At 32.5% G+C, this 24963-nt stretch carries 22 protein-coding genes; 19 read left to right on the plus strand and 3 right to left on the minus strand.

The genetic code is table 11. The features are described from left to right. Nucleotides 1-138: 138 nt before the first annotated feature. The 14 genes from BLT57_RS10155 to BLT57_RS14070 all read left to right on the plus strand — a co-directional run bounded on the left by BLT57_RS10155 (nucleotide 139) and on the right by BLT57_RS14070 (nucleotide 15253). Nucleotides 139-1173 (plus strand): hypothetical protein, encoded by a 1035-nt coding sequence (locus BLT57_RS10155; RefSeq protein ID WP_091425421.1) that lies wholly within the window; start codon nucleotides 139-141, stop codon nucleotides 1171-1173. 29 nt (nucleotides 1174-1202) lie between these two features. Further along, the gene (locus tag BLT57_RS10160; protein ID WP_172827419.1) at nucleotides 1203-1889 is read left to right on the plus strand and encodes a DUF6090 family protein; all 687 of its coding nucleotides are present in this window, start codon (nucleotides 1203-1205) and stop codon (nucleotides 1887-1889) included. Nucleotides 1890-2176: 287 nt separating this feature from the next. After that, nucleotides 2177-2695: a hypothetical protein gene (locus tag BLT57_RS10165; protein ID WP_091425425.1), complete on the plus strand. Its 519-nt coding sequence runs from the start codon at nucleotides 2177-2179 to the stop codon at nucleotides 2693-2695. A 366-nt stretch (nucleotides 2696-3061) separates the two neighbouring features. Then, the gene (locus BLT57_RS10170) at nucleotides 3062-4627 is read left to right on the plus strand and encodes a serine hydrolase (protein ID WP_091425426.1); all 1566 of its coding nucleotides are present in this window, start codon (nucleotides 3062-3064) and stop codon (nucleotides 4625-4627) included. Nucleotides 4628-4629: 2 nt separating this feature from the next. After that, nucleotides 4630-5154: a hypothetical protein gene (locus tag BLT57_RS10175; RefSeq protein ID WP_091425428.1), complete on the plus strand. Its 525-nt coding sequence runs from the start codon at nucleotides 4630-4632 to the stop codon at nucleotides 5152-5154. Between the two features lie 198 nt (nucleotides 5155-5352). Continuing rightward, a complete protein-coding gene (locus BLT57_RS10180) occupies nucleotides 5353-6090 on the plus strand; it encodes a hypothetical protein (RefSeq protein WP_091425429.1) in 738 nt (245 codons plus the stop codon). A 161-nt stretch (nucleotides 6091-6251) separates the two neighbouring features. Then, on the plus strand, nucleotides 6252-7595 hold the full coding sequence (locus tag BLT57_RS10185) for an ankyrin repeat domain-containing protein (protein WP_091425431.1): 1344 nt from the start codon (nucleotides 6252-6254) through the stop codon (nucleotides 7593-7595). 167 nt (nucleotides 7596-7762) lie between these two features. Beyond that, on the plus strand, nucleotides 7763-8974 hold the full coding sequence (locus BLT57_RS10190) for an alpha/beta fold hydrolase (RefSeq protein WP_091425432.1): 1212 nt from the start codon (nucleotides 7763-7765) through the stop codon (nucleotides 8972-8974). 121 nt (nucleotides 8975-9095) lie between these two features. After that, nucleotides 9096-10151, plus strand: a complete 1056-nt coding sequence (locus tag BLT57_RS10195) for a class I SAM-dependent methyltransferase (protein WP_091425434.1) — start codon at nucleotides 9096-9098, stop codon at nucleotides 10149-10151. Nucleotides 10152-10312: 161 nt separating this feature from the next. Next, nucleotides 10313-12178, plus strand: coding sequence for an erythromycin esterase family protein (locus BLT57_RS10200; RefSeq protein WP_157717171.1), 1866 nt, complete (start codon nucleotides 10313-10315; stop codon nucleotides 12176-12178). A gap of 141 nt (nucleotides 12179-12319) precedes the next feature. Further along, nucleotides 12320-13039: a hypothetical protein gene (locus tag BLT57_RS10205; RefSeq protein WP_172827420.1), complete on the plus strand. Its 720-nt coding sequence runs from the start codon at nucleotides 12320-12322 to the stop codon at nucleotides 13037-13039. 190 nt (nucleotides 13040-13229) lie between these two features. Then, nucleotides 13230-13937 (plus strand): hypothetical protein, encoded by a 708-nt coding sequence (locus BLT57_RS10210; protein ID WP_157717172.1) that lies wholly within the window; start codon nucleotides 13230-13232, stop codon nucleotides 13935-13937. 163 nt (nucleotides 13938-14100) lie between these two features. Beyond that, the gene (locus BLT57_RS10215) at nucleotides 14101-15036 is read left to right on the plus strand and encodes a hypothetical protein (protein ID WP_091425442.1); all 936 of its coding nucleotides are present in this window, start codon (nucleotides 14101-14103) and stop codon (nucleotides 15034-15036) included. 37 nt (nucleotides 15037-15073) lie between these two features. Next, entirely contained in the window at nucleotides 15074-15253 is a 180-nt protein-coding gene (locus tag BLT57_RS14070) for a hypothetical protein (protein WP_157717173.1), read from the plus strand. A 396-nt stretch (nucleotides 15254-15649) separates the two neighbouring features. Here the strand turns inward: BLT57_RS14070 and BLT57_RS10220 are convergent, their stop codons facing one another. Continuing rightward, the gene (locus BLT57_RS10220) at nucleotides 15650-17446 is read right to left on the minus strand and encodes a glycoside hydrolase family 15 protein (RefSeq protein ID WP_091425443.1); all 1797 of its coding nucleotides are present in this window, start codon (nucleotides 17444-17446) and stop codon (nucleotides 15650-15652) included. Nucleotides 17447-17528: 82 nt separating this feature from the next. Here BLT57_RS10220 and BLT57_RS10225 point away from each other — a divergent pair, with 82 nt between their 5' ends. The 5 genes from BLT57_RS10225 to BLT57_RS10255 all read left to right on the plus strand — a co-directional run bounded on the left by BLT57_RS10225 (nucleotide 17529) and on the right by BLT57_RS10255 (nucleotide 23611). After that, complete coding sequence (locus BLT57_RS10225; RefSeq protein ID WP_091425445.1) at nucleotides 17529-19721, plus strand: bifunctional alpha,alpha-trehalose-phosphate synthase (UDP-forming)/trehalose-phosphatase; 2193 nt, start codon at nucleotides 17529-17531, stop codon at nucleotides 19719-19721. 191 nt (nucleotides 19722-19912) lie between these two features. Beyond that, nucleotides 19913-20224 carry a hypothetical protein gene (locus BLT57_RS10230; RefSeq protein ID WP_091425446.1) on the plus strand — a complete coding sequence of 104 codons (312 nt, stop codon included), beginning with the start codon at nucleotides 19913-19915 and terminating at the stop codon, nucleotides 20222-20224. A gap of 532 nt (nucleotides 20225-20756) precedes the next feature. After that, entirely contained in the window at nucleotides 20757-21533 is a 777-nt protein-coding gene (locus tag BLT57_RS10240) for a DUF1295 domain-containing protein (protein WP_091425451.1), read from the plus strand. Between the two features lie 523 nt (nucleotides 21534-22056). Next, nucleotides 22057-22434, plus strand: coding sequence for a DUF4242 domain-containing protein (locus BLT57_RS10250; RefSeq protein WP_231928682.1), 378 nt, complete (start codon nucleotides 22057-22059; stop codon nucleotides 22432-22434). A 79-nt stretch (nucleotides 22435-22513) separates the two neighbouring features. Further along, nucleotides 22514-23611, plus strand: coding sequence for a nickel-binding protein (locus BLT57_RS10255; RefSeq protein WP_091425455.1), 1098 nt, complete (start codon nucleotides 22514-22516; stop codon nucleotides 23609-23611). Nucleotides 23612-23835: 224 nt separating this feature from the next. Here BLT57_RS10255 and BLT57_RS10260 read toward each other — a convergent pair whose 3' ends face one another. Both BLT57_RS10260 and BLT57_RS10265 read right to left on the minus strand, forming a co-directional pair. After that, nucleotides 23836-24324: a hypothetical protein gene (locus tag BLT57_RS10260; protein WP_091425456.1), complete on the minus strand. Its 489-nt coding sequence runs from the start codon at nucleotides 24322-24324 to the stop codon at nucleotides 23836-23838. Nucleotides 24325-24432: 108 nt separating this feature from the next. Next, complete coding sequence (locus BLT57_RS10265; protein ID WP_091425458.1) at nucleotides 24433-24909, minus strand: Hsp20/alpha crystallin family protein; 477 nt, start codon at nucleotides 24907-24909, stop codon at nucleotides 24433-24435. Nucleotides 24910-24963: the final 54 nt, after the last annotated feature.

Below are 24963 nucleotides of genomic sequence, written 5' to 3' on the forward strand. Positions count from 1 at the left end.
ATTGCTTTGGTAAGTGCTTATTTGGAAAATTCCTTCGGAATTTTCTCGCGTTCGTTTTTGTTTACTAAATTAGTTGCTTAAACACGCAACTAACCATACACAAAACCGTTGTGCTTCATTATAACCAACCTCTAACCAATGATAAAATTCTTTAGAAAAATTAGACAAAGACTTCTCTCTGAAAACAAGTTCAGTAAATATCTGATTTACGCAATCGGAGAAATTATACTCGTGGTTATTGGAATTTTAATAGCGGTAGCAATTAATGGTAAGTATAACGAAGCTCAAAACGAGAAAAAAATAAAAAGTATTTTAACTCAAATTCAAAAGGAACTTCTTGTAGATATTGCTGATGCTGAACGCATTTTTGACGTTAAAATGGGTAAAGATTCATTGGCTCGTAAAATTTATTTTAATACTGTTTCTGAAGAAGAATTTATAAAAAATCCATTTCAATTAAGAATTACTGGTAATTACGTCTCGTTTACAACTCAAAAAGCAGGTTATAACAGGTTGATGCAAAATTTAGAAAATCTACCAGAGAAATATCAATACATATTGTCTTTTTTTAATGATTTATATGTTGAAAAACAAAATGATATTAATGATTACAACGAAACAATTAAAAATACATGGGTATTAAACAGAAATAGTAATAACAAAAACCCAATTTATGCTGATTTAAATTTGGGCATACTTTCTGAAGAAGAATCATTAAGACATTTATTTAATGATCCGTTCATTAAAAATAGAACTATGACTTACTTAAATGATTTAAGAAATATCTCTAAAATTGCCAATGATTACAAAGTAGATGCTATAAAAATATACAAAAATATAGATTCCTTATTAGGAATAGAATCTAATGATTTAAAGCTAAAAACATTACCAAGGAAAGATTCAATAGAACCGTTTGAAGGAACCTATAAAACAATGTCCGCATTTAATATTCCAGATCAGAAGTTAACTATTAAAAAAGATCATATTGTTATAAGTTATTTAAATTCAATCAGTCTTTTATATTGGCATAAAACTAATTATTTTTATGAATACAATGATGATGGGGTCTTTGTGCTTTATAAAAATGAACATGGTCAGCGCATGCTAAGATTTAGTAATGATAAGGTAAAGTACGAGTTTATGCACAAAGATGATATTATAGATATACAATGATTAAATTCTTTAGAAAAATTAGACAAAGAATGTTGACAGAAAATAAATTCGGCAAATATCTGATTTATGCTATCGGAGAAATCATACTCGTAGTTATTGGAATCTTAATCGCATTACAAATTAACAACTGGAATGAAGGCCAAAAACAAAGGCAAGAAGAAATTGAGATTCTTAAAGAAGTAAAAAGCGCTCTTATTTATGACCTCAACAATGCATTTCACTCAATGAAAAATCGTGCGATATCTCGAAGAGACCTCGCAATTGATCTATTGGAAACTATTAAAACTGGGAAAGAATTAAATGATTCGATTAACTTTATATTTATAGCAGGAGGTGAGACGTTTAGACCTAGTTATACGGCCTACAAGGCACTTGAAAGCAAAGGGATAGATATTATAAAGAATGATTCCATCAAGTATGGAATTATTCAAATTTATGATTCTGATTATGTAAACTTAAAATTAAGACTTGAGAAAAATAGTTTTTCCAATTTAAGAGATTTTAATAGGCCTTTTTTGTTCGATAATTTTAAATTAAATGAAAACGAAATGTATACTCCGATAGCACCAAAATTATTACTCGAGAGTGAAAAGTTTAAAATAATTTTATTCAGAACTAAAGGTTCAGATCAGGCCACAATTTATCAAATATCAGATCTTGAAGGAAAAATTAAAAAAGTGATCAGCCTAATTGATAATGAAATTCAAATTAAGTAAATGATAAATTTAATAGAAGAAGAATTAAAAAATTAACGAAAGCACAACACCGTGTATAGTTAATTGCGTGGTCACTGTCGACTTACGAACATTCCTGCGGAATATTCTATCCGTGATTTATTTGCTAAATTAGGTGCTTAACCACGCAACTAACCATACACAACAACGTTGGCATTCATTTGAGATGAACCAAGAAATAATCGAAATATTAACGAAATTAAAAAAACCGTCTTCTTCAAAAGTTGACCAAATATTGCTTTTATAAAAATTATAATTAAACACAAATTATGAGAAAATTAATTTTCCTGATCCTTTCTATCGTTTTAAGCAGGGGTATTTCAGCCCAAACTTTTACACCAAAGTGTGAAAAAACAGTTAAAGAAGCTATAACTTTTTACAAAAGCAAAATGGAAGGAGTAACGGACAAAGGTAATGTTCAAGTAAAATATAATTGGAAAGAAATGGACCATGTAGATGAATATAATCTTATTGGATTAAAAGTTGGAAACTTCAGATTAGCTTTATCTGAAAGTGGAGCAATACCAGTATTATTAAAAGAAATATTACAAAGTAATGGAGAACTAAAAGGAATAGATGTTTTACCTTGTGTAAATTGGGAGACCTTTGTAATTATAATCGAGCCAATGGTAAAAGAGGCTTGTGAAGGTCAATATAGAATTATAAATGCTACGGATGATAAATATAGCAATATAAAGATATACGGTAACCACAGTGAAATTCCTTTAGAACTTGGGGAGATAAAAATAAAAGTGCCTTATGCTATAGAAGTTGAAAAAGATAATTAATTATTTTTTCAAACCTTTTTTGCGGATTTTTTCTCATGCCACATCTTGAAACATCTAGAAGAATGTTATAGTTTGTCCATAAATGTTCTATGAGTTTTGGTTTAAAGTACTTTGAATTAAAAACTAATAATAATAAATAGTAATAACGAAATGCCAACAATAGCTATAAGTAATACGGGTTTTGGTGCTTAAACCAAAGTTTAGAGATTTAAACGAAGTCCGCCAAATCTTTTTGATTTGGCTTTAGAACTAAAAAGATAAAACAAAATAAAAAGTTTTGGCTAAGTGCTTAATCGGAAATTCAGTAATTTTAATTCCCGTACTAACCATAGCCGAGACGTTAGTGGCAATCGTAAAAACTAAATCATGAACTTAAGAAAGCTTTCATATTGCCTAATTTTATTCGGAGTCATATTGTCTTCTTGTGACAAGAAAGAAAAGATTCAAACAGAAGGTGGGTCAATATTTCCATCTATTGATGCTAATAAGGTAGGTATCTCTAGCGAAAAACTAAGCTTCCTTAAAGATGAGATAAGTTCTTGGGTTGAGACTGGAGATTTAGTCGGTGGAGAAGTTTTAATCATCAAAGACGATTATACTATTTTTCATGAATCTTTTGGATGGTTTAATAAAGAACAAAATAAGAAAATGGAAAAGGGAGCTATATATCATACCTCTTCTATGTCAAAACCATTTTCCACAACCCTAATCTTGCAATTGTCTGAAAAAGGTATACTTTCTTTAGATGAGCCTGCTCAAAAATTCATATATAATTTCCCAAATGATTCTGTTACAATCAGAAATCTAATGAATCATACAAGCGGTTATACTGGTTGGGGACCTGATGGAGTTAATCATGAAAATATTGGACAATACAAAAATCTATCCGACTGGATTACATCATGGACATCAATGGGCCCTAATATTTCAGTAGGTGTTCATCATTATACAAATTATAACAACGCCGCCTTGATGCTAATTGCAGAAGTAGCAACAGGTAAACCAGCAAAACTTCTAACAGAAGAAAATATCCTGAATCCTTTAAACTTAAGCAATACGCATGTATATCCATTAAATGAATCGGTTAATGAAAAAATACCACCACTCTACAGATGGAGCTCTGTAAAGAAGGCTTACGATAAAATTGATAATTTTGAAGCTTTAAACTGGCCTGCTTATGCAGGTTCCTTTGGTATTTTTTCGACTGCCGAAGATTACGCATTGTTTATGAAGTTTTGGATGAACAGGGGATCTTATGGAGGCCACAAATTATTAGCCGAAGAAAGTATTAATCAAGCATTCTCAAATTCTAATCCCAATATAGTTGAAAGCGATACCACAAAAAAGTATGGGTTGGGTTGGCGCTTCACTCCTTCAAAGTTTTCAAATATGCCCCTGGAGTTTAATCATGGAGGAATTATGCGTTCGTATGCCGTAGCTTTTCCCTCAGAAAATGTAATAGTTATTTACGCTACCCATTCTTGGAAGCGAAGATCACACAGAGAAGCATTTATTAATCTAATTTGGCAAATTGGGTTATTTGATTTACAGCCGTCTCCAAATCACGTCAGGGTAAAGGATAATAATGTCAAATTTATGAAGCTTGATGATAAAGAAGCAAAAAAGTACATTGGCACTTACATTGGTGAGTATGCAGATGGTTTCAGCATAAATGTGAAAATAAGGTATGAGTATGGCCAATTGGTTAATCGGATCGAGTATTCAGATTTGTCGTTGCCAGACATCAATTATTTAAGTTTTGTAGATAGTACAACCGCTCACTCAACAATAATTCATAATCAAGAATCAATATGGTTCAATCCTAATAACAGAATTAGGTTTTTGGAAAAGGAAGGACTAATAACGGGCTTTAAAGTGATGCGTAATAATGAATTGGAAATCGAATTATTAAAAATTAATGACAGCCACTAACAATGTATATAAGCCATTATCCCGATAGATATCGGGACGGCTCATATACTAGACGTTACCATACATATCAGAAAACCATCGAAAAAGAAGAAAAATACGGAATAATAAAACTGACTGATAAAAATACAGTTGAAATTATTGGTGGAATAAATCCTCTGAAAATAGATGTTTCGGAAATAAAAGCAATTGGTGAGTTTACAACTTCAGATGGACCATTCATTGATGATTGGTTTCTGACTTTTATAACTCAAACAAATTGGATTGAAATACCAATGTATACGGACGGAATGACGGAATTTTTAACGGAATTAGGAAAAGTATTGAATTCGGATTTGAGCGCTGAATTGACAAATAGTTCGAAATGGAATACTCGAATCGTTTATCCGACTGAATTTCGTGAATCTGAATTGTATGAAATTGAGTTTATCGAACCGAAAACCCTTTACGAAAAGTTTAAAAAATGGATTGGAATGCAGGACAACGTAAGAGTATATTCGGCTGAATTAAAGAAAATTATTAAGGAATAAAATACGTATGGTAACAACGTGTATAGCTAATTGCGGCTGAATTCCTAATCGGAATTCATTGCAATTTGCTATCTTTCGGTTACGGCGGAAAATCATAGCTGATTTCCCGCAACGAGCCATACACAAAACCGTTGTGCTTCATTATGACCAACCATTAACCAAATGATAAAATTCTTTAGAAAAATACGTTACGACCTTATGGAAAAAAATAAAACTGGAAAGTATTTTAAATACGCTATTGGAGAAATTATTCTTGTTGTTATAGGGATTTTGATTGCACTATATCTAAATAATCTAAACCAACAAAATACCATTCAGAAACAGCAAGAAAACCATCTAATGTTGGTTAAACGTGAGATGACTAGTAATATTAACTCGCTTTCTGTAGAAACAGCGGAATTGACCCGAATAATAAATGCTACTCGGGATATGTTGAATGTAATTAATTCTGAAGTTCTATTAAATGATTTAACCGAAAGTAATATATCTATGCTTTTAGCCACAAATGTTAGTTCTGATTTATTTATTCAGTATGAAAATGGAGCCTTGAACCAAATAATATATTCAGGAGGTTTAAAAGATATTGAGAATGACAGTATTCGCGGAATTTTAGCATCTTGGGAAAGTAAAATTAATGTAGTGAGATTACAAGAAGAGCAAGTAAACAATGTCATAGAAAAAATAAAGAATTTAATGAATAAATCTGGAGATATTCGAATTATCACCGAGGACTTGGGCTTGTCCAAACAGTTCGAATTAGATTTATCGAGTACTAGAGGCAGCAACAAAAATTTAATAAGATTAAAAGAATTCGAAAATTTGCTTTACGAATTATTTTTATCTGGGACTGCACTACAAGAACCTACCTATTCTAATTTTGAAAATGAGATGCATTCTCTTAACGAACTAATAAACCAAGAATTGAGTAAAAAATAACGAAAGCACAACACCGTGTATAATTAATTGCTTGGTCACTGCCGACTTACGAACATTCCTGCGGAATATTCTATCTGTGATTTATTTGCTAAATTAGTTGCTTAATCACGCAACTAACCATACACAATTCCGTTGTAAATAATTTAAAGAACACTAAGTTCATGAAAAACATTAAACCATTATTAATCTTATGCTTGGTATTAACAACAAACTACGTTTCAGGGCAATTATGTGACCAAGACAAGAGGTTTACAGCTTTTGAGTATTTCTCGGACACACAAATTGATTCACTCAAAAATATAACCTATGGCAATGCTATTGATTATTCAGGGAAGTCACAAGACCTAAAAATGGACTTATTTTTCCCTAACAATAAAATAGACCCTATAGAAAAACGCCCTTTTATACTTCTTATTCATGGCGGCGGTTTTCATGGAGGTAGTAGAGAAAGTATGATTTATCATTCTAACGAATTTGCCAAAAGAGGATTTGTTGTAGCTACCATGAGCTATCGATTAGGTTTTGATCCAAATGTTAGAGGTGATATTCAAAAAGCGGTATATAGAGCACAGCAAGACGCTAATACTGCACTCAGGTATATAGATTCTCAGGCAGAAAGATTGAAAATTGACAGATCATGGATCTTTATTGGTGGATCTAGTGCAGGAGCAGTCACCTCTCTTTTTACAAGTTATGCAAGTCAATCGGAATGGAATATGGTATTACCACAATTTGAATCAACTCTAGGTTCTTTAGAATCTTCTGTAACAAATAAGGATCAAACTTTAACAATTAAGGGAATATATAACTTCATGGGAGCGGTTCAACCTATTGTTTTTAACTCTGGAGAATTAATTCCAACCATTTCTTTTCATGGCGATTTAGATAAAACAGTGCCTATTGGCAAAAGTCAAACCGGATTTGGATCTAAGCCAATTCATGAAATGTTAACCGAAGCAGGAGTATGCAATGATTTAACAATAGTCTTAGGTGGTGGTCATGGTATATACAGGTCCAAAGATGGTCAGGATTACAGAATTAATCGTGTTGCCTCTTTCTTTAAAAGTTTGTTTTGTGACACTTGTACAAGTTCGATATCTTCTGAAGAGGATGCTACAAGTAAAACAGATATTAGCTTAAAATTATTAAATGCAATTAAGGATGGAAATATCCAAAAAATAGAGGAACTCATTGATATAGAAAGTTTAGATAAGTGTCATGAAATAAACGGTGGATTGTATAATTATTTGGCAGTGAGTATTAAATCTGAATCTATAGAGTCGCTTAAATACTTTGTAAGTAAAAAGGCAGATTTAGAGGGAAATTGCAGTGGAAAAACACCCTTAATGTATGCTGTTAAATACGGGCAATTAGATGCCGTGAAGCACTTACTCAAAAATGGAGCTGATTTAAATGCTACAAATAAGAAATCTGCGCTTCAATATGCTGTAAAATATAACCATACTGAAATCAAAAAATATATAGAGCAATACAAATCCGATTAAAAACTATTTACAACATTGTATATAAGTAATAACGGTTTAAGTGATAAAACGAAAATATAAACTTAAAATAATGGTCAGTGCAAAACCGAAAGGTTTGTGATTAGAAATCCGATACTACTCATATACTATACCGTTGTAGCACATTCTAAAATCACCCAATAAATTCAATGAAACCATTAACAAAGTATGCCAAAAACGGAGATATAAACATAGCATATCAGGTTATTGGAAATGGGCCTGTTGACTTCATATATGTTTCTGGTTGGATATCTAATATTGATATTTTATGGACTGATTCGAAAATTTCCACTTTTCTAAATAAAATCACCAAATTTTCAAGATTGATATTGTTCGATAAGAGAGGTACTGGATTATCCGATAGAGTTAGTGCTACATGCTCGTTAAAAGAACGGATGGATGATATTAGTTGTGTTTTGAAGGCCGTAGGATCAAAAAAAGCAATTTTGTTTGGACACTCTGAAGGAGGCACTGCTTCTTCCCTTTACGCTGCGACTTTTCCAGAACGCACAGTAGCATTAATAACATTTGGTGTATTCGCAAAGCGAAAATACTCAGCGGAATATCCTTGGGCACCAAAACCAGAACAACGTGAATCATTCTATCAGACTATCCAGAAGGAATGGGGAAATGGCCAAAAGATGGGGCTTGAGTATCTTATGCCTTCTTTAATTGAAGATAAAAAGTATTATGATTGGTTCGCAAGTTATCTGCGATCAGGAGCAAGCCCTGGAGCTGCACTTGCACTTGCCAAAATGAATACTGTAGCAGATATAAGTCTTGTATTAAAATCTATCAAAGTTCCTACATTAATACTTCATAGAACTGGTGATAAAGATGTGAATATAGAAGAAGGAAAATATTTAGCTGACAAAATACCAAATGCAAAATTCGTTGAACTACAAGGTAATGATCATCTCTTTTGGGTTGGTGACACTCATTCAGTAATTGCTGAGATTGAAGAATTTATAACAGGTATAAGGCCTATTAAATCAAAAGAGAGTACTGCTCAAAATTCAATTAACAAAAGAACAAGTGAATACTCAAAAATAAATATTGAAGATGTTATGCTAAACAATTTTCAATACAATTTAAAGATATCTGAGTTCGCTATTTTAAGTGGAAGAAGTTTGTCTGCTTTTAAAAGAGATTTTCAAACCCAATTCAAAACTACACCTTCATCTTGGTTAAAAAACAAGCGACTTGAATATGCTAGAGAACTTTTGTTAGAAAACAATTTAAATGTTAACGAGATATGTTATGAAATTGGCTTTATTAATAGCTCTCATTTCATTAAAGCTTTTAAAAACAAGTACCAATTACCGCCTAATAAATTCAAACAAGGGCTTCTTGACTCATAAACCTCACATTTAATAAACTTGGGCTTTAGAGAACACTATTTGAACTTTAGAGCAAATTGCCAGAAGATTTAATGTTTAATCTTTGATTTAGTATTTAATAACGCATTAAAATCTGAATCATATGGAATTAAACGAAAACAAATTACACGACTTATTAGGGAAAGTTGTAACAGAAATGGGCGCTGCGGCCAATGGACCTCTAATAACCATCGGTGATAAATTAGGGCTCTACAAAACATTATCAGAATCTAACGAAATGTCATCACAACAATTGGCAGATGCAACAAACACTGCAGAACGCTATATAAGAGAATGGGCTTCCGCTCAAGCTGCTTCGGGTTATATTAATTACAATCAGAATAGCAACACCTTTTCAATGACACCCGAACAAACTGCGGTTTTTGGTAATGCAAAAAGTCCTGTGTTTATGACAGGTGCTTTCTATGCTATTTCATCCTTATATTTTGATGAATCAAAAATTGAAAATGCTTTTAAAACGGGCGAAGGTGTTTCTTGGGGAGATCATAATAGTTGCTTATTCTGTGGTACAGAAAAGTTTTTCAGTCCCTCGTATGAAGGTAATTTAATTGGTAACTGGTTACCAGCTTTAGATGGCGTTGTAGAAAAATTACATCATGGTGCAAAAGTAGCCGATATTGGTTGTGGTCATGCAGCTTCAACTATTATTATGGCAAAAGCATTTCCAAATTCTACTTTTATTGGCTATGATTATCACGATAAATCTATAGAACAAGCAAAAGAGAGAGCAAAAGAAGCCGGAATTACAAATATTTCTTTTGAAGTTGCTACTGCTAAAGATTTTACCGGAAAAGATTTTGATTTTATTGCATTCTTTGATTGCTTGCACGATATGGGAGATCCTATAGGTGCTTGCGCTCACGCTAAGAATGCATTGAAACCAGATGGCACATGTATGATTGTTGAACCTTTTGCTCAAGATTCCTTAGCCGAGAACCTAAATCCTGTTGGGCGTGCATTTTACGCGTTTTCTACCATGCTTTGTGTACCTTGTTCTTTAAATCAAGAAGTTGGGAAAGCTTTAGGAGCGCAATCTGGAGAAAAACGATTAAAAGATACGATTATAGCTGGAGGGTTCAGCAGTTTCAAAAGAGCAACAGAAACACCATTTAACTTAATTTTGGAAGCGAGACCTTAAACCAAAACGTGCTACAACAACGAGTATAAGTAATAGCGATTTGAGTTCTAATTCAAATCGCTATTCTTTTTTATTTTGTAAATTACTTCCTGAAAAGTGGTGCTTTTTATTTCGCTACTACTCATACACGAAGACGTTGTATGCTATTAAAACCGGCTAGCATGAAAATTCTAAGTATTATATGTCTCCTTTTTGTTCTGCTGACCTCATGTAAACAGAAATCAACTGATGACTATGTTTCAGATTGGATAGTAGATCATGCTATCCCACTTAAGACCGTAGAAGCTGGAAATGGATTTGAAGACCTCACTCCAATTGGTAAAATCATAAGTAACGCACGAATCGTTTCCTTGGGGGAACCCACCCATGGTAATCGTGAGGTATTTCAATTGAAACACCGCTTTGTCGAATATCTCGTCACTGAAGAAGGATTTAACTTATTCGCTTTGGAATGCCCCTTTGGAGAAGCATTCGATGTTAATCAATATATTTTAGAAGGTATCGGAACTCCGGAAGAGGCTTTGGCAGGCATTTATTTTTCGACCTGGGATACAAAAGAGTTTGTGGAATTGTTAAAATGGATGCGTGCCTACAATGCAGATTCTGCTCATACTACCAAATTAAAGTTCTACGGTTTTGACATGCAGGATCCTGAGCGATCAGCACGAGTAATGTTGGACTACATAAAAAAGGTAGACACAGAATTATATCAATCTGTTAAAGCTGAATTAGCCATTCTTGAAATTCAATTTTCCGAGCCAATCTCCTTGGGACGAAGGCCCTATATTCCTAAAGAATATGATGAAGCGAGTTTATTGGCAATAAAAAATGTGATGAATGCTTTCCAGCAAAACAAAGAGACTTATAAATCTAAAACTACCGAAAAGGAATGGGTATGGGCACTACATTATGCACGGCAAGTAGAGTTGTGGATAGAAGCGTGTTTTAATGATGGTGAAAATTATGATGAAATACGAGATAAAGGTCAGGCTGAAAACATCAAATGGATGCTTGATCAGGAAGGAGAGTCTTCTAAGGCCATAGTCTGGGCACATAATTGCCACGTATCGAATGCTTCTCCAAAGGATGACATTAATATGCACGGTTATTACCTACGAAAGATGTATGGAGACCAATTAAAAATATTCGGGTTGTTTTTTAATAGAGGTGGATTTAAAGCGATTGATACCAATATCCCTTCCAAAGGGATGTTCAACTTCTCTCTTGGTCAAGCTCCTCCTGGCACGTTAGAAAACACATTGGCCGCTACACAGCATTCTCTAGCAGTGTTGGATATGCATGAGTTACCAAAGAAAGGCCCTGTTCGTGAATGGTTCTATACAGAACGTCCTACCAGACATTCTGGAGGAGGATATGATGAAAAAAAGCCCGAGGACTATTTTTGGTCTTACATCCCTGCCGAGGCTTATGATGTCCTTGTCTATTTGGATAGAACCAGCCCGGTAATATCAGTCAATGATGACGCTTATGAATATATCTGGATGCTTAATAAAAAATTAGATACGCCAACGAATCTGGATTTCGAAGAGGACTTTGATGGCGAAGAACCAAGCGGTTGGATGGTTTGGTCTAAATTTCAACGACTGGGGGTTGAACTATTGGTAACCAATAAGAATCCATACCAAGGGAAACATGCCGCTATGATTCATCGTCCCGAAGGAGTTAAATTTGGAGAAATTACTCCTAGCCTAACACAAAGGATTGATGCCACGCCCTATCGTGGAAAAAAAATTAGGATAACTGCTACCGCCCGATCTGAAGTAAAAGACCGTGGTTTTTCGTTTTTCCGATTAGCAATCGAGCCTGATATACTGCAAAGTGCCCATAATGGGTCACCTCCATTGTTTGATAGTTTAGATGAATTTCGAATTAACTCAGCAAATTGGGAAACGATTCAGATTGAAGCAGAAGTTACCGAGGTTGCAAATACCATTAACTTTGGAATATATCTCCGAGACTCCGGAACAGTTTGGATAGATGATGTAGCCATAGAAATAATAGAATGAACTATAAAACTAAATTAAAACGGCATACAACATTGTATATAAGCCATTAAAACGGCTCATATACGAAACCGTTAGCCTTCATTATGACCAACCACTAACCAAATGATAAAATTCTTTAGAAAAATTAGGCAAAACTTACTTATGGAAAATAAAACTGGGAAGTATTTTAAATATGCTATTGGTGAGATTGTGCTTGTGGTTATTGGAATTTTGATTGCTTTGCAAGTCAGCAACTGGAATCAACTTCGCGTTGAACAAAACACCATAAATACATATTACATAAAACTTATTTCTACTTTAGGAAACGACATCCAGGAACAAAAAAGGAATTTAGATAGATTAAATTCAAGTGAAAATAAATTTAAACGAAGTCTTGAGATTTTAAATTCGCAAAGTACTGCTGATATTGAAGAACTTAAATCTTCCGTAGGTGAGCTTAATACTGCTTTTGTTAATGATTACTCCATGGAATTGTTTGATGAGTTTATAACCAAAGGTTACCTTTCTAAAATAGAAGATGAAGAACTTAAAAGTCAGTTTGAAACCGTAAAAATATTGTTAGTTCAAGGTGTTACATGGTCCGCAGTGTTAGATGATGAATTTATAAGTATTATAAAGCCCTTCATAATTAAAAATCTAAGTTACTCTGATATTCCCCAAGGCTATAAGCGATTAGAAAATGAAAGACCAAAAGATGGACCCGAAGTTGATTACACCAAACTATTTAACAACAATGAGGCTTGGAATGTAATCTACGGTAGATTAGGTTCTTTAGGAGCTACGATTAGAATGAAAAACATTATGCTTGAGGAACTTCAAAAATTAAAAGCAATGCTTGAAGAAAAAATCAACAAATCATGAAGTTTCGATTAAATGTCTTAGTGCCGAATTGACAAATAAAAAATAACGAAAGGCTAACAACGTGCATAATTAATTGCTCAGGCAAGTGCCTATTTACGAAAATCCTCACGAATTTTCTATTCTGTTTGTATTTGCTAATTTAGTTGCTGAAACACGCAACGAAATCATACACAAGACCGTTGCCCACAATATGAAAAAACAATTGATAAGAACAATTTTAACTCTATTTTTGATTTCGTTTAGCTATTTAACTTTTGCCCAAAGTGGAAAAGCTACTTTAATATTGAAAGATAGTACTAGAATTAATGGGTTTGGCGAAATAAGCGGAATTTCATCAATCGTTTCAATAAAATTCAAGAATGACAGCCTAAAATGGAGAAGTTATAAGTCAAAAGAAGTTATCGGAATAGACATATTAGAAAACGATTATTATAGACAGTTTCGATATAAATATAAGGACAAAGACAAGTTCCCAGAAATATTGGAAATAGTTTCTATTGATAGTTTAAGCCTCTATGTGCGAACTTATAGCGGTAGTGTTTTAACAAACTCATTCGTGAATGAACCAATTAATATTAATGGAGTTGACAACCCGCAAACAATTGAGTTAGATAATGGACAAAAAATAAATATAAGTAACCGACCTCGTAACAGCTACACGGAAATTAACTTTCCGAGATACAGTTATTATGTTGGCTTTGGAGAAAGTGACCAAGTTGAACATTTATATACTAAAGGTATACCATTTGCGAAAAGTTTCAAAAAGTCAATGAAACAATACTTTAAGAATTGTCCCTCATTAATTGACAAAGTTGAAAACAAAGAGTTTAAAAATGATGAGCTATGGAAAATTTTAGATTATTATAACCGAAATTGCTTAAATGTAAAATCCGAATAAATACTGTGGGCAACACCGTGTATAATTAATTGCTTTGGCAAGTGCTTATTTGGAAAATTCCTTCGGAATTTTCTCGCGTTCGTTTTTGTTTACTAAATTAGTTGCTTAAACACGCAACTAACCATACACAAAACCGTTAGCAAAAATTAAAAACAGAACAAACATGAAATATATTTTAACTTTCCTACTAGCCTTAGTATTTTACACACCTATATTTTCACAAAATGAATTAAAAAAAGAGATTCAGAAAGATGGAAGTTATATATCCGAACTATTAACTAAAGCGGACTCTATTTCTTACGAATACTCCAAACGATCTTCTTTTGAAGCCATTATTAATAAAGCTTTTATGTATTATGATGAAAGAATCATCTACTATTCCAACCATGATAAAGCAAGTAATGGATTATATGAAATAGGCTTTCCTAAAGAAGAAGGTTACGAATATTCTAAAAAAGACTTTTTAACCTTTTTAAAACAGAAATTGCAAGATCCTATAATCGAATTAAGCACCAAAGCTGACAATTATAATTTACTGTGCGAACAAATTTCAATCAATCCCGCTATTAATAACGAGGCAGAAATTCGAGAAATAATAGCTGTTTACGATTCTTATGATGAATTAACTCAATATTACAATTCTTTAAAACGAGCATTACACCTTGATGATCTAAGTTATGCAAGGCGCAACGAAAATTACAGCACTGACAAGATAGAATGCAAGGTCTTACGAACAGTTCTGAAAGACTATGATAAAGTAGATACAGCTATAGTTTCTTACCTCGAACAAGTAGATTCCGTTAACAAAAAATTTTTTGCCCTTCCAACACAACACCAAAACTTAAGAATAATAAAGAAAAGAGACCAAGAAATAGAAAGAGAGTTGGCTGCAAACGAAAACGATACTGATAATGAACGAAGTGAAAAAAACATACTCAGAGCTGACTACAATTCTCTTTCTATTGAGTATTTCTATTATTTTAATGGATTTAGAGGTGAACTTGATTTAAGGAATTATTACACCCAATACAACGAAATTACGACTAAATATGCTCGAGAATTTTTAGAAGGTTGGATGAAAGAAAAAGGTTGTATATAGAACTTTAGCTAACAAAATATATAAAAAATAGCGTTTTGTGCTTAAACAAGAAGTTGTTAAAATGACCTCAGATGATGAAAATACTTTTATTGGATGCTATAAACAAATCACCAAAAGTCGTCTTTCTTCACCAGAGATATTTATCGAAATTCAAATAGATAGTTTAGGCAAACTACAGATTTACAATAGCAATTTTGATGAAGAACCTAATTATTAGATACTGAAACCAACTTCAATTAGGAATGTCTATTTAGATGACAACCCTCTTAACAATTTTTCATTGTCTGGTCAATCCCAATATGCATTCCTAATAGATGAAAATGGAAACCAGGTTATTCAAAAATTAGACTATTCATGGGAAGCTTATGAAAAAATTGAATGTGAAAAGACTAATTAACGTTTGCCAACACCGTGTATAGTTCATTGCGGCTGAATTCCTAATCGGAATTGCTTCGCCAGTTCGCTATGCTCGTGTCATTGCAATTTGCTATCTTTCGGTTACGGCGAAAAATCATACCTGATTTTCCGCAACGAGCCATACACAATCACGTTAGCCTTCATTAGTTTGCTTTCAAAGGGTAACAGAAAATTTTAAAATAATAAGAGAGAGAAATTAAGATAAAATATGTTTAACTTTTTTTTCAGTGATTTCAGATAAATTAATAGCTGTTTCAATTAGTGCTAAATGTGAATAGGCTTGTGGAAAATTCCCAAGAAGTCGTTTTGATTCAAAATCTAAATCTTCACTAAAAAGCCCTAAATGATTACTGTAAGATAAGAGTCTTTCAAATTGCTTAATCGCTTTTTCCTCCTCACCTATTAAGTATAAGCTATTGATAAACCAGAATGTACAAATAGTAAAGGATGACGACGGCAATCCAAAATCATCTTGATTCTTATATCTGTATAACAATCCGTCATTAGAAAGCTCTCGTTCAATTGCTTTTACTGTACTTACATATTTAGGATGTTTCGCCTCAATAAAGCCATATGACGCCATCAATAACACCGAAGCATCAAGATCATCCGATCCATAAGCTTGAGTAAATGCCTGTGCAGTATCACTCCATGAATGTTCCATAATATCTTCTCTGATAGACTCTTCCAACAGTTGCCAACGTGCTAACTTGGTTGTTTTTCCTAATATTTTGGCTACTTTTATTGCTTTATCAACTGCTGTCCAACACAAGACTTTTGAAAAGGTAAAATGTTGATCTTCGCCTCGAAACTCCCATATCCCTTTATCTGGTTCTTGCCAATGTTTATTTACAACCCAAACAATTCCTTTGGTAATATTCCATAGCTCTTCTCCATTTTCTATATCATTGCCGAAGTTTAATAATAGTTGATGAATCATATCCATCAAAATGCCGTAAATATCATTTTGTTTCTGCTTATAAGCAGCATTTCCAATACGTACAGGGTTTGAATCTTCATATCCAGATAAATGGTCTAAAAACTCTTCTGTCAATTTCTTTTCACCATCAATCCCATACATGATCTGAAGTTTTTCATCCTTATCTGGAATTTGATCAATAATGAATTGCAAATAACGTTTCCCAATATTTTGATGCCCCAAATTTGACATCACTTTAATTACCATAGATGCATCGCGTACCCAACAAAATCGATAATCCCAATTACGAACTTCTCCAATACTTTCTGGTAAAGATGTTGTGGCTGCGGCTAAAACAGCACCAGTTTTATCATAACTCAACAACTTTAATGTCATAGCACTTCTGGCAATCTGTGTATTAAATCGCTTATAAGTTGGTGTACGTTCCATCCAATTTAACCAGTAGACTTTTGTACGTTCATATTCTAAAAATATCGTTTTTAAGGTTGGCGCACTTAACTTTTCGTGATATCCTACCAAAAAAAAGTGATCTGAAGTAATTGTTATGGTTTGGTGATTAACCACAGCCTCTTTATTAAGATCAGTATATAGAAATAAGGTATCAAACTCTCTGCTATTGGTCAAACTCACCACAAAATCATTTTTGACATAAGTGTTTGTTTCTCCTTTAGCGTATTCTAGCTTTGGATTGTATATTACACTTATGATTGGCTTTCCTGAAATATGTTTTATATACCTTATAAATTCTGGGGGCGAATAATATATTCCATTTCCCCTGTGATACCTTGGCATAAAATCATGAATTTCAAAAGCATCCGACCCATTACTAAAGCTGGTCACCAATATAGCTGTGTTTTCAATATAATATTGATTGATTGTGTAACTCTCATCAACATTAAAAGCAAATGAACCTCCAATCTCTTGATCTAAAAGTCTCCCAAAAACTGAAGGAGAATTAAATTTTGGCAAGCAACACCAATCTATAGAGCCAGTTTTAGAAACCAGTGCAGCGCTTCTACAATTCCCTATAATGCCGTAATCTAAATTATTCATAAAACTATTTTCTTTTTAAGTCGGTAACAATTTTAATTTCTTTAAATTAACGAAATGAAACTCTTAAATACAAATTTTAACTTTGAATAAAACAATAGTTATTTCCAACCGATTACCGCTTCAGGTATCTATACTAGATGCGTCACTTAAAATAACACCAAGTGTAGGTGGTTTGGCAACTGGTATGAAGTCTGTTCACGCTGAAGGAAATGGAATTTGGATTGGTTGGTCTGGTATTCCTGAAGAGAAACTGAATACAGAACTTTCAAAAAAAATTACTAAAGAGATTCAAAAAGAAAAATGTGTTTCTGTTCCTTTAACGACCCAAGATATTGAGGACTATTACGAAGGTTTCAGTAATAGAGCTTTGTGGCCATTGTTTCATTATTTCATGGAATACACCAAATTTGAGCAGAAAGAATGGGAAGCTTACAAACGTGTCAATCAGAAATTTGCAGATGTTGTTATAGACAACTATGAAGAAGGGGACACTATTTGGGTACATGATTACCAGTTATTACTCTTACCGCAGCTCATAAAAGATAAAAGGCCTAACGCTACAATTGGATTCTTTTTGCACATTCCTTTTCCGTCCTATGAGATTTTTAGAACATTCCCATGGCGAAAGGAAATCCTAACTGGATTGCTTGGTGCTGACTTACTAGGTTTTCATACATATGATTATGAACGGCATTTTTTAAGTTCTGTTAAACGAATTTTAAGATTAGAAGTCCATTTTAATGAAATAAGCTATCAGGATAGAATTGTAAAAGTAGATTCCTTTCCAATGGGAATCGATTATGATAAATTTCATAGTATAGCTCTGGAGCACAACCGTAAAAACAAAGAAAAATCAGAGCTTCTTAATCGCCTTGAAGAGCATACTTTAAATGGTAAAAAATTAATCTTATCAATTGATAGAATGGATTACACCAAAGGAATTCCCAATCGGATAAAAGCCTTTGAATATTTTTTAGATAAATATCCTGATTATAAAGAGAAGGTGCGCTTGGTTATGCTTGCAGTTCCATCGCGATCAAATGTTCCTCAATATCAAAAACTAAAGCGAGAAACAGACGAACTTGTTGGTCGGATTAACGGAAAATTTGCAACTGTTAGTTGGACTCCTATTTGGTATTTTTATAGATCTATGCCTTTTGAAAAATTAATCGATCTTTATATCTCATCAGATGTCGCACTAATTACACCTATAAGAGACGGAATGAATTTAGTTGCAAAGGAATATGTGGCGACGAGAACAAACACAGATGGCGTGTTAATCTTAAGTGAAATGGCTGGCGCTTCTCTTGAAATGAATGAAGCTTTACTGATCAACCCGAATAGTTTTGAGGATTTTGCCGAAAACTTGAATCATGCCTTAACCATGCCATTAAAAGAACAACAAAAGCGCATGACGTTTTTGCAAAAACGTTTGAAACGCTACAATGTAGAGAAATGGGCTGAAGAATTTTTGAAATCTTTAGAAAATTCCAAACAGCTTAAAAACACCTACACTGCAAAAAAGATGATCGGTGAACATGAAGTTAATTTGATCACAGATTACCATCAAAATAAGAAAAGACTTTTGCTTTTAGATTATGATGGCACATTGGTTGGTTTTAAAGATAATCCGCAGGATGCAAAACCTGATGAAAAACTTTACACACTTTTAGACAATCTTCAAAAACAGAAAAACACAACAGTAGTGCTAATAAGTGGAAGGGATAAAGAGACCTTTAAAAACTGGTTTGGACATAAAAACTATGATCTAGTGACTGATCACGGTGTTTGGTTATATCAGAATAATGAATGGGTCATCATTGAGCGTTTAAAAACAGATTGGATGCATAATATTCGTCCAATTTTAGAAACCTTCGTAGACAGAACACCAGGAACCTTTATTGAAACAAAAAACTATTCATTGGCTTGGCATTATAGAAAAGCAGATCCTGAACTTTCAAGAACACGTACCATGGAGTTAAATACTGTTTTAACTAGTATGGTCACCAATAACGATCTTTCTGTGCTTAAAGGCAATAAGGTCATAGAAATAAAAAGCAGTAGTGTTAACAAAGGAAGAGCAATGAGTCGTGTCTTAATGAATGAAGATTACGATTTTATAACCGTAATTGGAGATGATTGGACAGATGAATACATGTTTGAAGAGGCTCCCGAATCAGCTTATACAATTAAAGTAGGCTTCACTAAAACTAAAGCGAAGTACCAAATTAAAAGCCCAGAGAAAGTTATTCAATTACTTAATAAATTCATATGATACAACGAAAGACTAACATCGTGTATAATCAATGCTAACATTATACTGCAATTAAAATGTATATATTTAAACAACTGATTTGCTACATCTGAAAACCCTGCGCATTTTCAGCCGCACAAATCATACACGAATACGTTAGTCTGCATTGAAAACTCTCATATATTAAAAGAAACTAATTAAATCAAAATATAATGAAACCAGCTCAAACATATTTTCTAATAATGCTTATAACAATTTTGTTTGGGTGTAATAAAAATTTAGAAAAAGAAGTTATTACTATAGAAAAAGGTAAAGTTGGAATGATTGGTTATGGCTCTTTAATGTCTAAGGCTAGTATGGAAAAAACCTTAAAGAGAACCTATCAAGATTCTGTTTATCTTGTTCATCTCAAAGACTATCAAAGGTCTTGGAATTTCTTCTCTTCAGTATTAAACCCCAAAAGAGATTTCTTCTATTCTAAAGATAACGACACCATTCAAATATATAACAGAATAATGAATTAGATTTTGAATTAACTAAAAAAGAAGGTCGAGAATTTGAGAAATTTGACAACCCTCAAATGAATTTACGACCATTAGTAGTTAACCATTATCAAATTGACAATGAATCATCTTTAACATTGTCTAGTCAAAATCATGAGTTTAAGCATGTCACCAATGGTATAAAAATTAAAGACTACACCTTATTAAGTAACGATGGAGTTTACATTACTTTATTGCAAAATTCTATATATCATCGATTTCAAAAAATTAACAGATACAATCGTGTAATTAGCAAAATTGATAATCTCGTTGATTTCATATTACTTGAATTAAATTAACTGACTTAAAAATAAATAACGACAGCACAACAAGGTGTATATTGAATTGCTAGGTTTCTGTGCACTCGGAAAATCCTAACGGATTCCCCTATTGGTTCGGTTTCTTTTACTAACTTAGTTCTTGCCAACGCAACACATCATAACTCAAACACGTTGTGCTTCATTGCTACTAGGCTGAAGCTTCGGTAGTAGAAACTATGACCAACCAATAACCTATGATAACTCTATTTTATCAAGCAGCTTTAATTATTTTAGCTTTTGTAACTCTATTATGGATTTGGAGTGTTTTTATAAAAAATGTAAGTATTGTAGACATTTTTTGGGGTTTTGGGTTTGTGGTTATTAATACGTTTTACGTGTTTAATTCAGGAGAACTAAATGCTAGAAAAATATTGATTTTAACTTTAGTGAGTATTTGGGGACTTAGGCTTGCAATTCATCTTGCATTTAGAAACATTGGCAAAGGAGAAGATTTTAGATATAAGGAATTCCGAAAAAATTATGGCGCAAAACGCTATTGGTGGTTTAGTTTTTTCCAAACATTTTTATTACAAGGAGCCTTGATTATGATTGTTTCTTTACCCCTTTTGGGTATTAATGCAAGTACAAGTAATGGAACCCTCAATGTATTGGATTATATAGGAATTGTAGTATGGCTTATTGGATTTACTTTTGAAGCTGGTGGCGATTTTCAGTTAGCACGTTTTAAAAGTAATTTAAAAAACAAAGGGGAAGTCTTAAACAAAGGGTTTTGGAAATACACAAGGCATCCAAATTATTTTGGCGACTCAGCTGTTTGGTGGGCATATGCTATTTTTAGTATTGCAGCCGGAAGTTACTGGCAAATAATAGGTTCTATTATAATGACTTTATTAATTATTAAAATATCAGGTGTGAGCTTACTTGAAAAAACTTTAAAAGAGACAAAACCTCATTACAGAGATTACATTCAAAAAACAAATTCCTTTTTTCCTTGGTTCCCAAAAAAATAAATGATAATGGATTTTATAACTAAAAATATTTGGTTTATACTTTTTGTGATTTGGGGATTACCATTAAGTTTTTATAGAAGTAAATTCCGCAAAATTGTATATCAAACCGATAGTTGGTTAATTAACATTAAACCTCTTTTTTGGAAAGAAATTAAGGGTCTTTTTGGAAATATCTATCCTGAAAATCTTGAATATAAAAAGTTTAGAAACTTCTACATGTTCTATCTGGCTATTTATTTTTTGTTATTTATTGCTTATCTGATTTTTGATACAAATTCCTAAAAAAATAACGAAAGCGCAACACCGTTAATAATTCATTGCCAGTACTAGCCTACTTGCCAAAATCTTCTCGGTTTGTATTTGATAAATTAGTTACTGAAAGACGTTACTAACCATACACAAACACGTTTCCTGCAAGTAGAATAAAGCATTGAACCAAAATTGTGGTTTTTTGGACTAAAAGCATAATTAATTGATTATAAACTGTTTTAGTTTTGAAGTATTAATAATTAAAACATTTATAATGAAAACATTCAAATTAGTTTTAGTCCTAATTGTGTTTAATCTGAATTATTCTCAAGCACAACAAAAAGAAAACCAAACAACAATCAAAAACAATGACACTATGAAAACTTTTGTAATAGAACGTATTATTCCTGGAGTAGGAGAATTAACAGCTGAACAACTGAAAGGAATTTCACAAACATCATGTTCAGTCCTAAAAGAAATGGGACCAAAAATTGAATGGCAACACAGTTATGTTACTGGTAACAAAGTCTATTGTGTTTACAAAGCAGAGAATAAAGAATTAATTGAAGAACACGCAAAAAAGGGCGGTTTTCCTGCAAATTCCATAAGTGAAGTTGCAACACTAATTAGTCCAGCAACAGCAGAACAGTAAAAAATTAAAGAGAAGCTACATACAAATAGGTAGCTTCTCTTGTCAAGATTATTAGTAAATTACTTAAAATTTAAAGACTATGCCAATATATATGGATTTTCATGATGTACCAAAAGGTATAACAGCAAAACACGTTGCTGAGATGCATCAAGCTGATTTAAAAATTGAGCATAAGTATAACTGTCGTGGCTTAACTTATTGGTGTGATGAGAGACGACAAACCGCATTTTGTTTAATTGAAGCTCCCAATGAACAGGCAATTATAGATTTACATGAAGAGGCACATGGTGATATTCCTCAGCGTATTATTGAAGTAAACGATACTATTGTAGAATCTTTTTTAGGTCGCATTGAAGATCCAGTAAAATCACAAAATATTAAACTCAATATTATTAACGAATCAGCCTTTAGAACATTAATGGTTATTAATATCAAAAAACATATTTTAAGAACTGAAAATATTGAAACTCTTAATGCAGCAATTCGTGGTTATAAAAAATCAATAATAAATATTATTAATAGTGAAGATGGACGTCTTGTTAAACAAGAAGGAAATTCATTTTTAATGTCATTTACTTGTGTTACAAATGCTGTACAAAGTGCCATTAAAATTCAAGAATTATACAATTGTGTTATTACTCCAGATTTAGAGTTTAATATAGGTCTAAGTGCTGGAGTTCCTGTAACAGAAAATGAAAATATTTTTGAGGATACTATAAAAGAAGCTAACTTTTTGTGTTATATCATTAAAGGTGAAATAATAATATCCCCTGAAATTAAAGATTTATACGAAAGTGAAAATCAAAACAATCCTATTTACACAAATGGTGTTAAATCATTAACTGCTGTTGAAAAGGAATTTGTCATTAATTTACTTGACTATACTAATACTGTTTGGAAAGACACAAAGACTAGTGCTTTAGATTTTAGTAAAAATTTAGGCCTAAGTAAATCAAAATTATACCGAACAATGATGTCTATAATCGGGAAATCTCCAAATAGTTTTTTAAAAGAGTATAGATTAAATAAAGCACTTGAATTATTAGATAGAAAAACATCAAATATTTCTGAAATTGCCTATCAAACAGGGTTTAGTAGTCCAACTTATTTTTCTAAATGTTTTCAGGAGGCACACGGAATTTTGCCATCGAATTATATTAAGTCACAATTGCTCTAGCTAGTTAAGTCAAGGAAAAAATCTTATATAAATTTTTACTCTCTTTTAAGACTAAGAAAAATAGACTGGCTCTGCCTCACTCCTTTTTCCATCCTAATTTTCGCAGAAAACGATTCGGCCAACTCTAAATCACCAAGGTAGAGAAAATCGCAACTAACCATAAACAAACGCGTTGTGTGCAATGCAAGAACAGCAGTACTGACAAGAAAAAAAGCGAAAACTATTTAGTTTTCACCTTCAGGTTTCATAAATTCTGATTGATATTTTTCTAGAAATTTTTTCTGTCTTACGATCATTTGTTGCCTTATTTTGTCAATATCCATAAAATCTAAACCAAAATCACTTCCGAAAAAATTGTCATTGAAGAAATGTTTAGTAAAAAGTGAATCCTTAGAGAAAACATCTTCAAACCCTTGATTTTCAAATTCCGAAAAATTAGTAAAAAATCTTGATTTAAAAGATTGCATCAAACTATTACGCGCTGACAACGATAAATTGTTGTACTTATCATCGGATGACCAGGAATAAATACTATCATATCTAATTAAATTTCCTTTTTCGTCAAATTCTTTATCGACTTTCCAAGTACCTTTTGGTTCTTTAACTATTTTTTTTTCGCTTTTCTTTGTTTCCGTATTTTTTATGTCATTATTTTGACTGTTGCAACTGACACTTAACAAGCCAATTATAAATAATAAAATATATTTTTTCATCGCTTTAGATTTTCGAGATTAAACATTATTGAGTAGTATAGAGGAGACCGATTACTCGGGCTCCCACTATATACTTTATACTTCAATCAAAAAATTTTAGAAAATCAATTATGAAATCTTAATGCTTCTAGCAGGCTTTTGTTTTGCCTCTTCTTTTTTCGGTAAGAGAATACTTAAAATACCTTCGTTATAACTGGCATTAATTTTTTCATCATTAACACTTTCAGGCAGAGCAAAGGTTCTTTTGAAAGAAGAGTAACTAAACTCTCTACGAGTATAATTTTCTTCTTTATGTTTATTTTCTTCCTTTGTCTCTGTCGAGATTGATAATACTTGATTATCAATGTCAATTTGGAAATCTGATTTTTTAAGACCAGGAACTGCCATTTCTACCGTAAAATCATCAGCACTTTCTTTGATGTTAACTTTTGGCAAAGTAATTCCAGTATTGAAGTTTGAGGTTACTACTGATGGTAGGTCTCGATTAAATATATCATCTAACCAATTTGACAAAGTTGGGAAGTTTTGGTTTGAATTGCTGTTCACTAAACTTCCGTTTTTAGGAACATTAACTAAATTGCTCATAATTACAAAATTTTAATTTAAACATTATTTCGAATTTGAAATCTTCGTTGATTT

The organism is Formosa sp. Hel1_31_208 (assembly GCF_900104785.1).
In the GTDB taxonomy this organism is placed as follows: domain Bacteria; phylum Bacteroidota; class Bacteroidia; order Flavobacteriales; family Flavobacteriaceae; genus Psychroserpens.

What these genes read in the sequence shown, in the direction of transcription:
- BLT57_RS10155 (WP_091425421.1), top strand. Translation starts at nt 139, where the DNA reads ATGATAAAATTCTTTAGAAAAATTAGACAAAGACTTCTCTCTGAAAAC.
- BLT57_RS10160 (WP_172827419.1), top strand. Translation starts at nt 1,203, where the DNA reads ATGTTGACAGAAAATAAATTCGGCAAATATCTGATTTATGCTATCGGA.
- BLT57_RS10165 (WP_091425425.1), top strand. Translation starts at nt 2,177, where the DNA reads ATGAGAAAATTAATTTTCCTGATCCTTTCTATCGTTTTAAGCAGGGGT.
- BLT57_RS10170 (WP_091425426.1), top strand. Translation starts at nt 3,062, where the DNA reads ATGAACTTAAGAAAGCTTTCATATTGCCTAATTTTATTCGGAGTCATA.
- BLT57_RS10175 (WP_091425428.1), top strand. Translation starts at nt 4,630, where the DNA reads ATGTATATAAGCCATTATCCCGATAGATATCGGGACGGCTCATATACT.
- BLT57_RS10180 (WP_091425429.1), top strand. Translation starts at nt 5,353, where the DNA reads ATGGAAAAAAATAAAACTGGAAAGTATTTTAAATACGCTATTGGAGAA.
- BLT57_RS10185 (WP_091425431.1), top strand. Translation starts at nt 6,252, where the DNA reads ATGAAAAACATTAAACCATTATTAATCTTATGCTTGGTATTAACAACA.
- BLT57_RS10190 (WP_091425432.1), top strand. Translation starts at nt 7,763, where the DNA reads ATGAAACCATTAACAAAGTATGCCAAAAACGGAGATATAAACATAGCA.
- BLT57_RS10195 (WP_091425434.1), top strand. Translation starts at nt 9,096, where the DNA reads ATGGAATTAAACGAAAACAAATTACACGACTTATTAGGGAAAGTTGTA.
- BLT57_RS10200 (WP_157717171.1), top strand. Translation starts at nt 10,313, where the DNA reads ATGAAAATTCTAAGTATTATATGTCTCCTTTTTGTTCTGCTGACCTCA.
- BLT57_RS10205 (WP_172827420.1), top strand. Translation starts at nt 12,320, where the DNA reads ATGGAAAATAAAACTGGGAAGTATTTTAAATATGCTATTGGTGAGATT.
- BLT57_RS10210 (WP_157717172.1), top strand. Translation starts at nt 13,230, where the DNA reads ATGAAAAAACAATTGATAAGAACAATTTTAACTCTATTTTTGATTTCG.
- BLT57_RS10215 (WP_091425442.1), top strand. Translation starts at nt 14,101, where the DNA reads ATGAAATATATTTTAACTTTCCTACTAGCCTTAGTATTTTACACACCT.
- BLT57_RS10220 (WP_091425443.1), bottom strand. Translation starts at nt 17,446, where the DNA reads ATGAATAATTTAGATTACGGCATTATAGGGAATTGTAGAAGCGCTGCA.
- BLT57_RS10230 (WP_091425446.1), top strand. Translation starts at nt 19,913, where the DNA reads ATGAAACCAGCTCAAACATATTTTCTAATAATGCTTATAACAATTTTG.
- BLT57_RS10240 (WP_091425451.1), top strand. Translation starts at nt 20,757, where the DNA reads ATGATAACTCTATTTTATCAAGCAGCTTTAATTATTTTAGCTTTTGTA.
- BLT57_RS10250 (WP_231928682.1), top strand. Translation starts at nt 22,057, where the DNA reads ATGAAAACATTCAAATTAGTTTTAGTCCTAATTGTGTTTAATCTGAAT.
- BLT57_RS10255 (WP_091425455.1), top strand. Translation starts at nt 22,514, where the DNA reads ATGCCAATATATATGGATTTTCATGATGTACCAAAAGGTATAACAGCA.
- BLT57_RS10260 (WP_091425456.1), bottom strand. Translation starts at nt 24,324, where the DNA reads ATGAAAAAATATATTTTATTATTTATAATTGGCTTGTTAAGTGTCAGT.
- BLT57_RS10265 (WP_091425458.1), bottom strand. Translation starts at nt 24,909, where the DNA reads ATGAGCAATTTAGTTAATGTTCCTAAAAACGGAAGTTTAGTGAACAGC.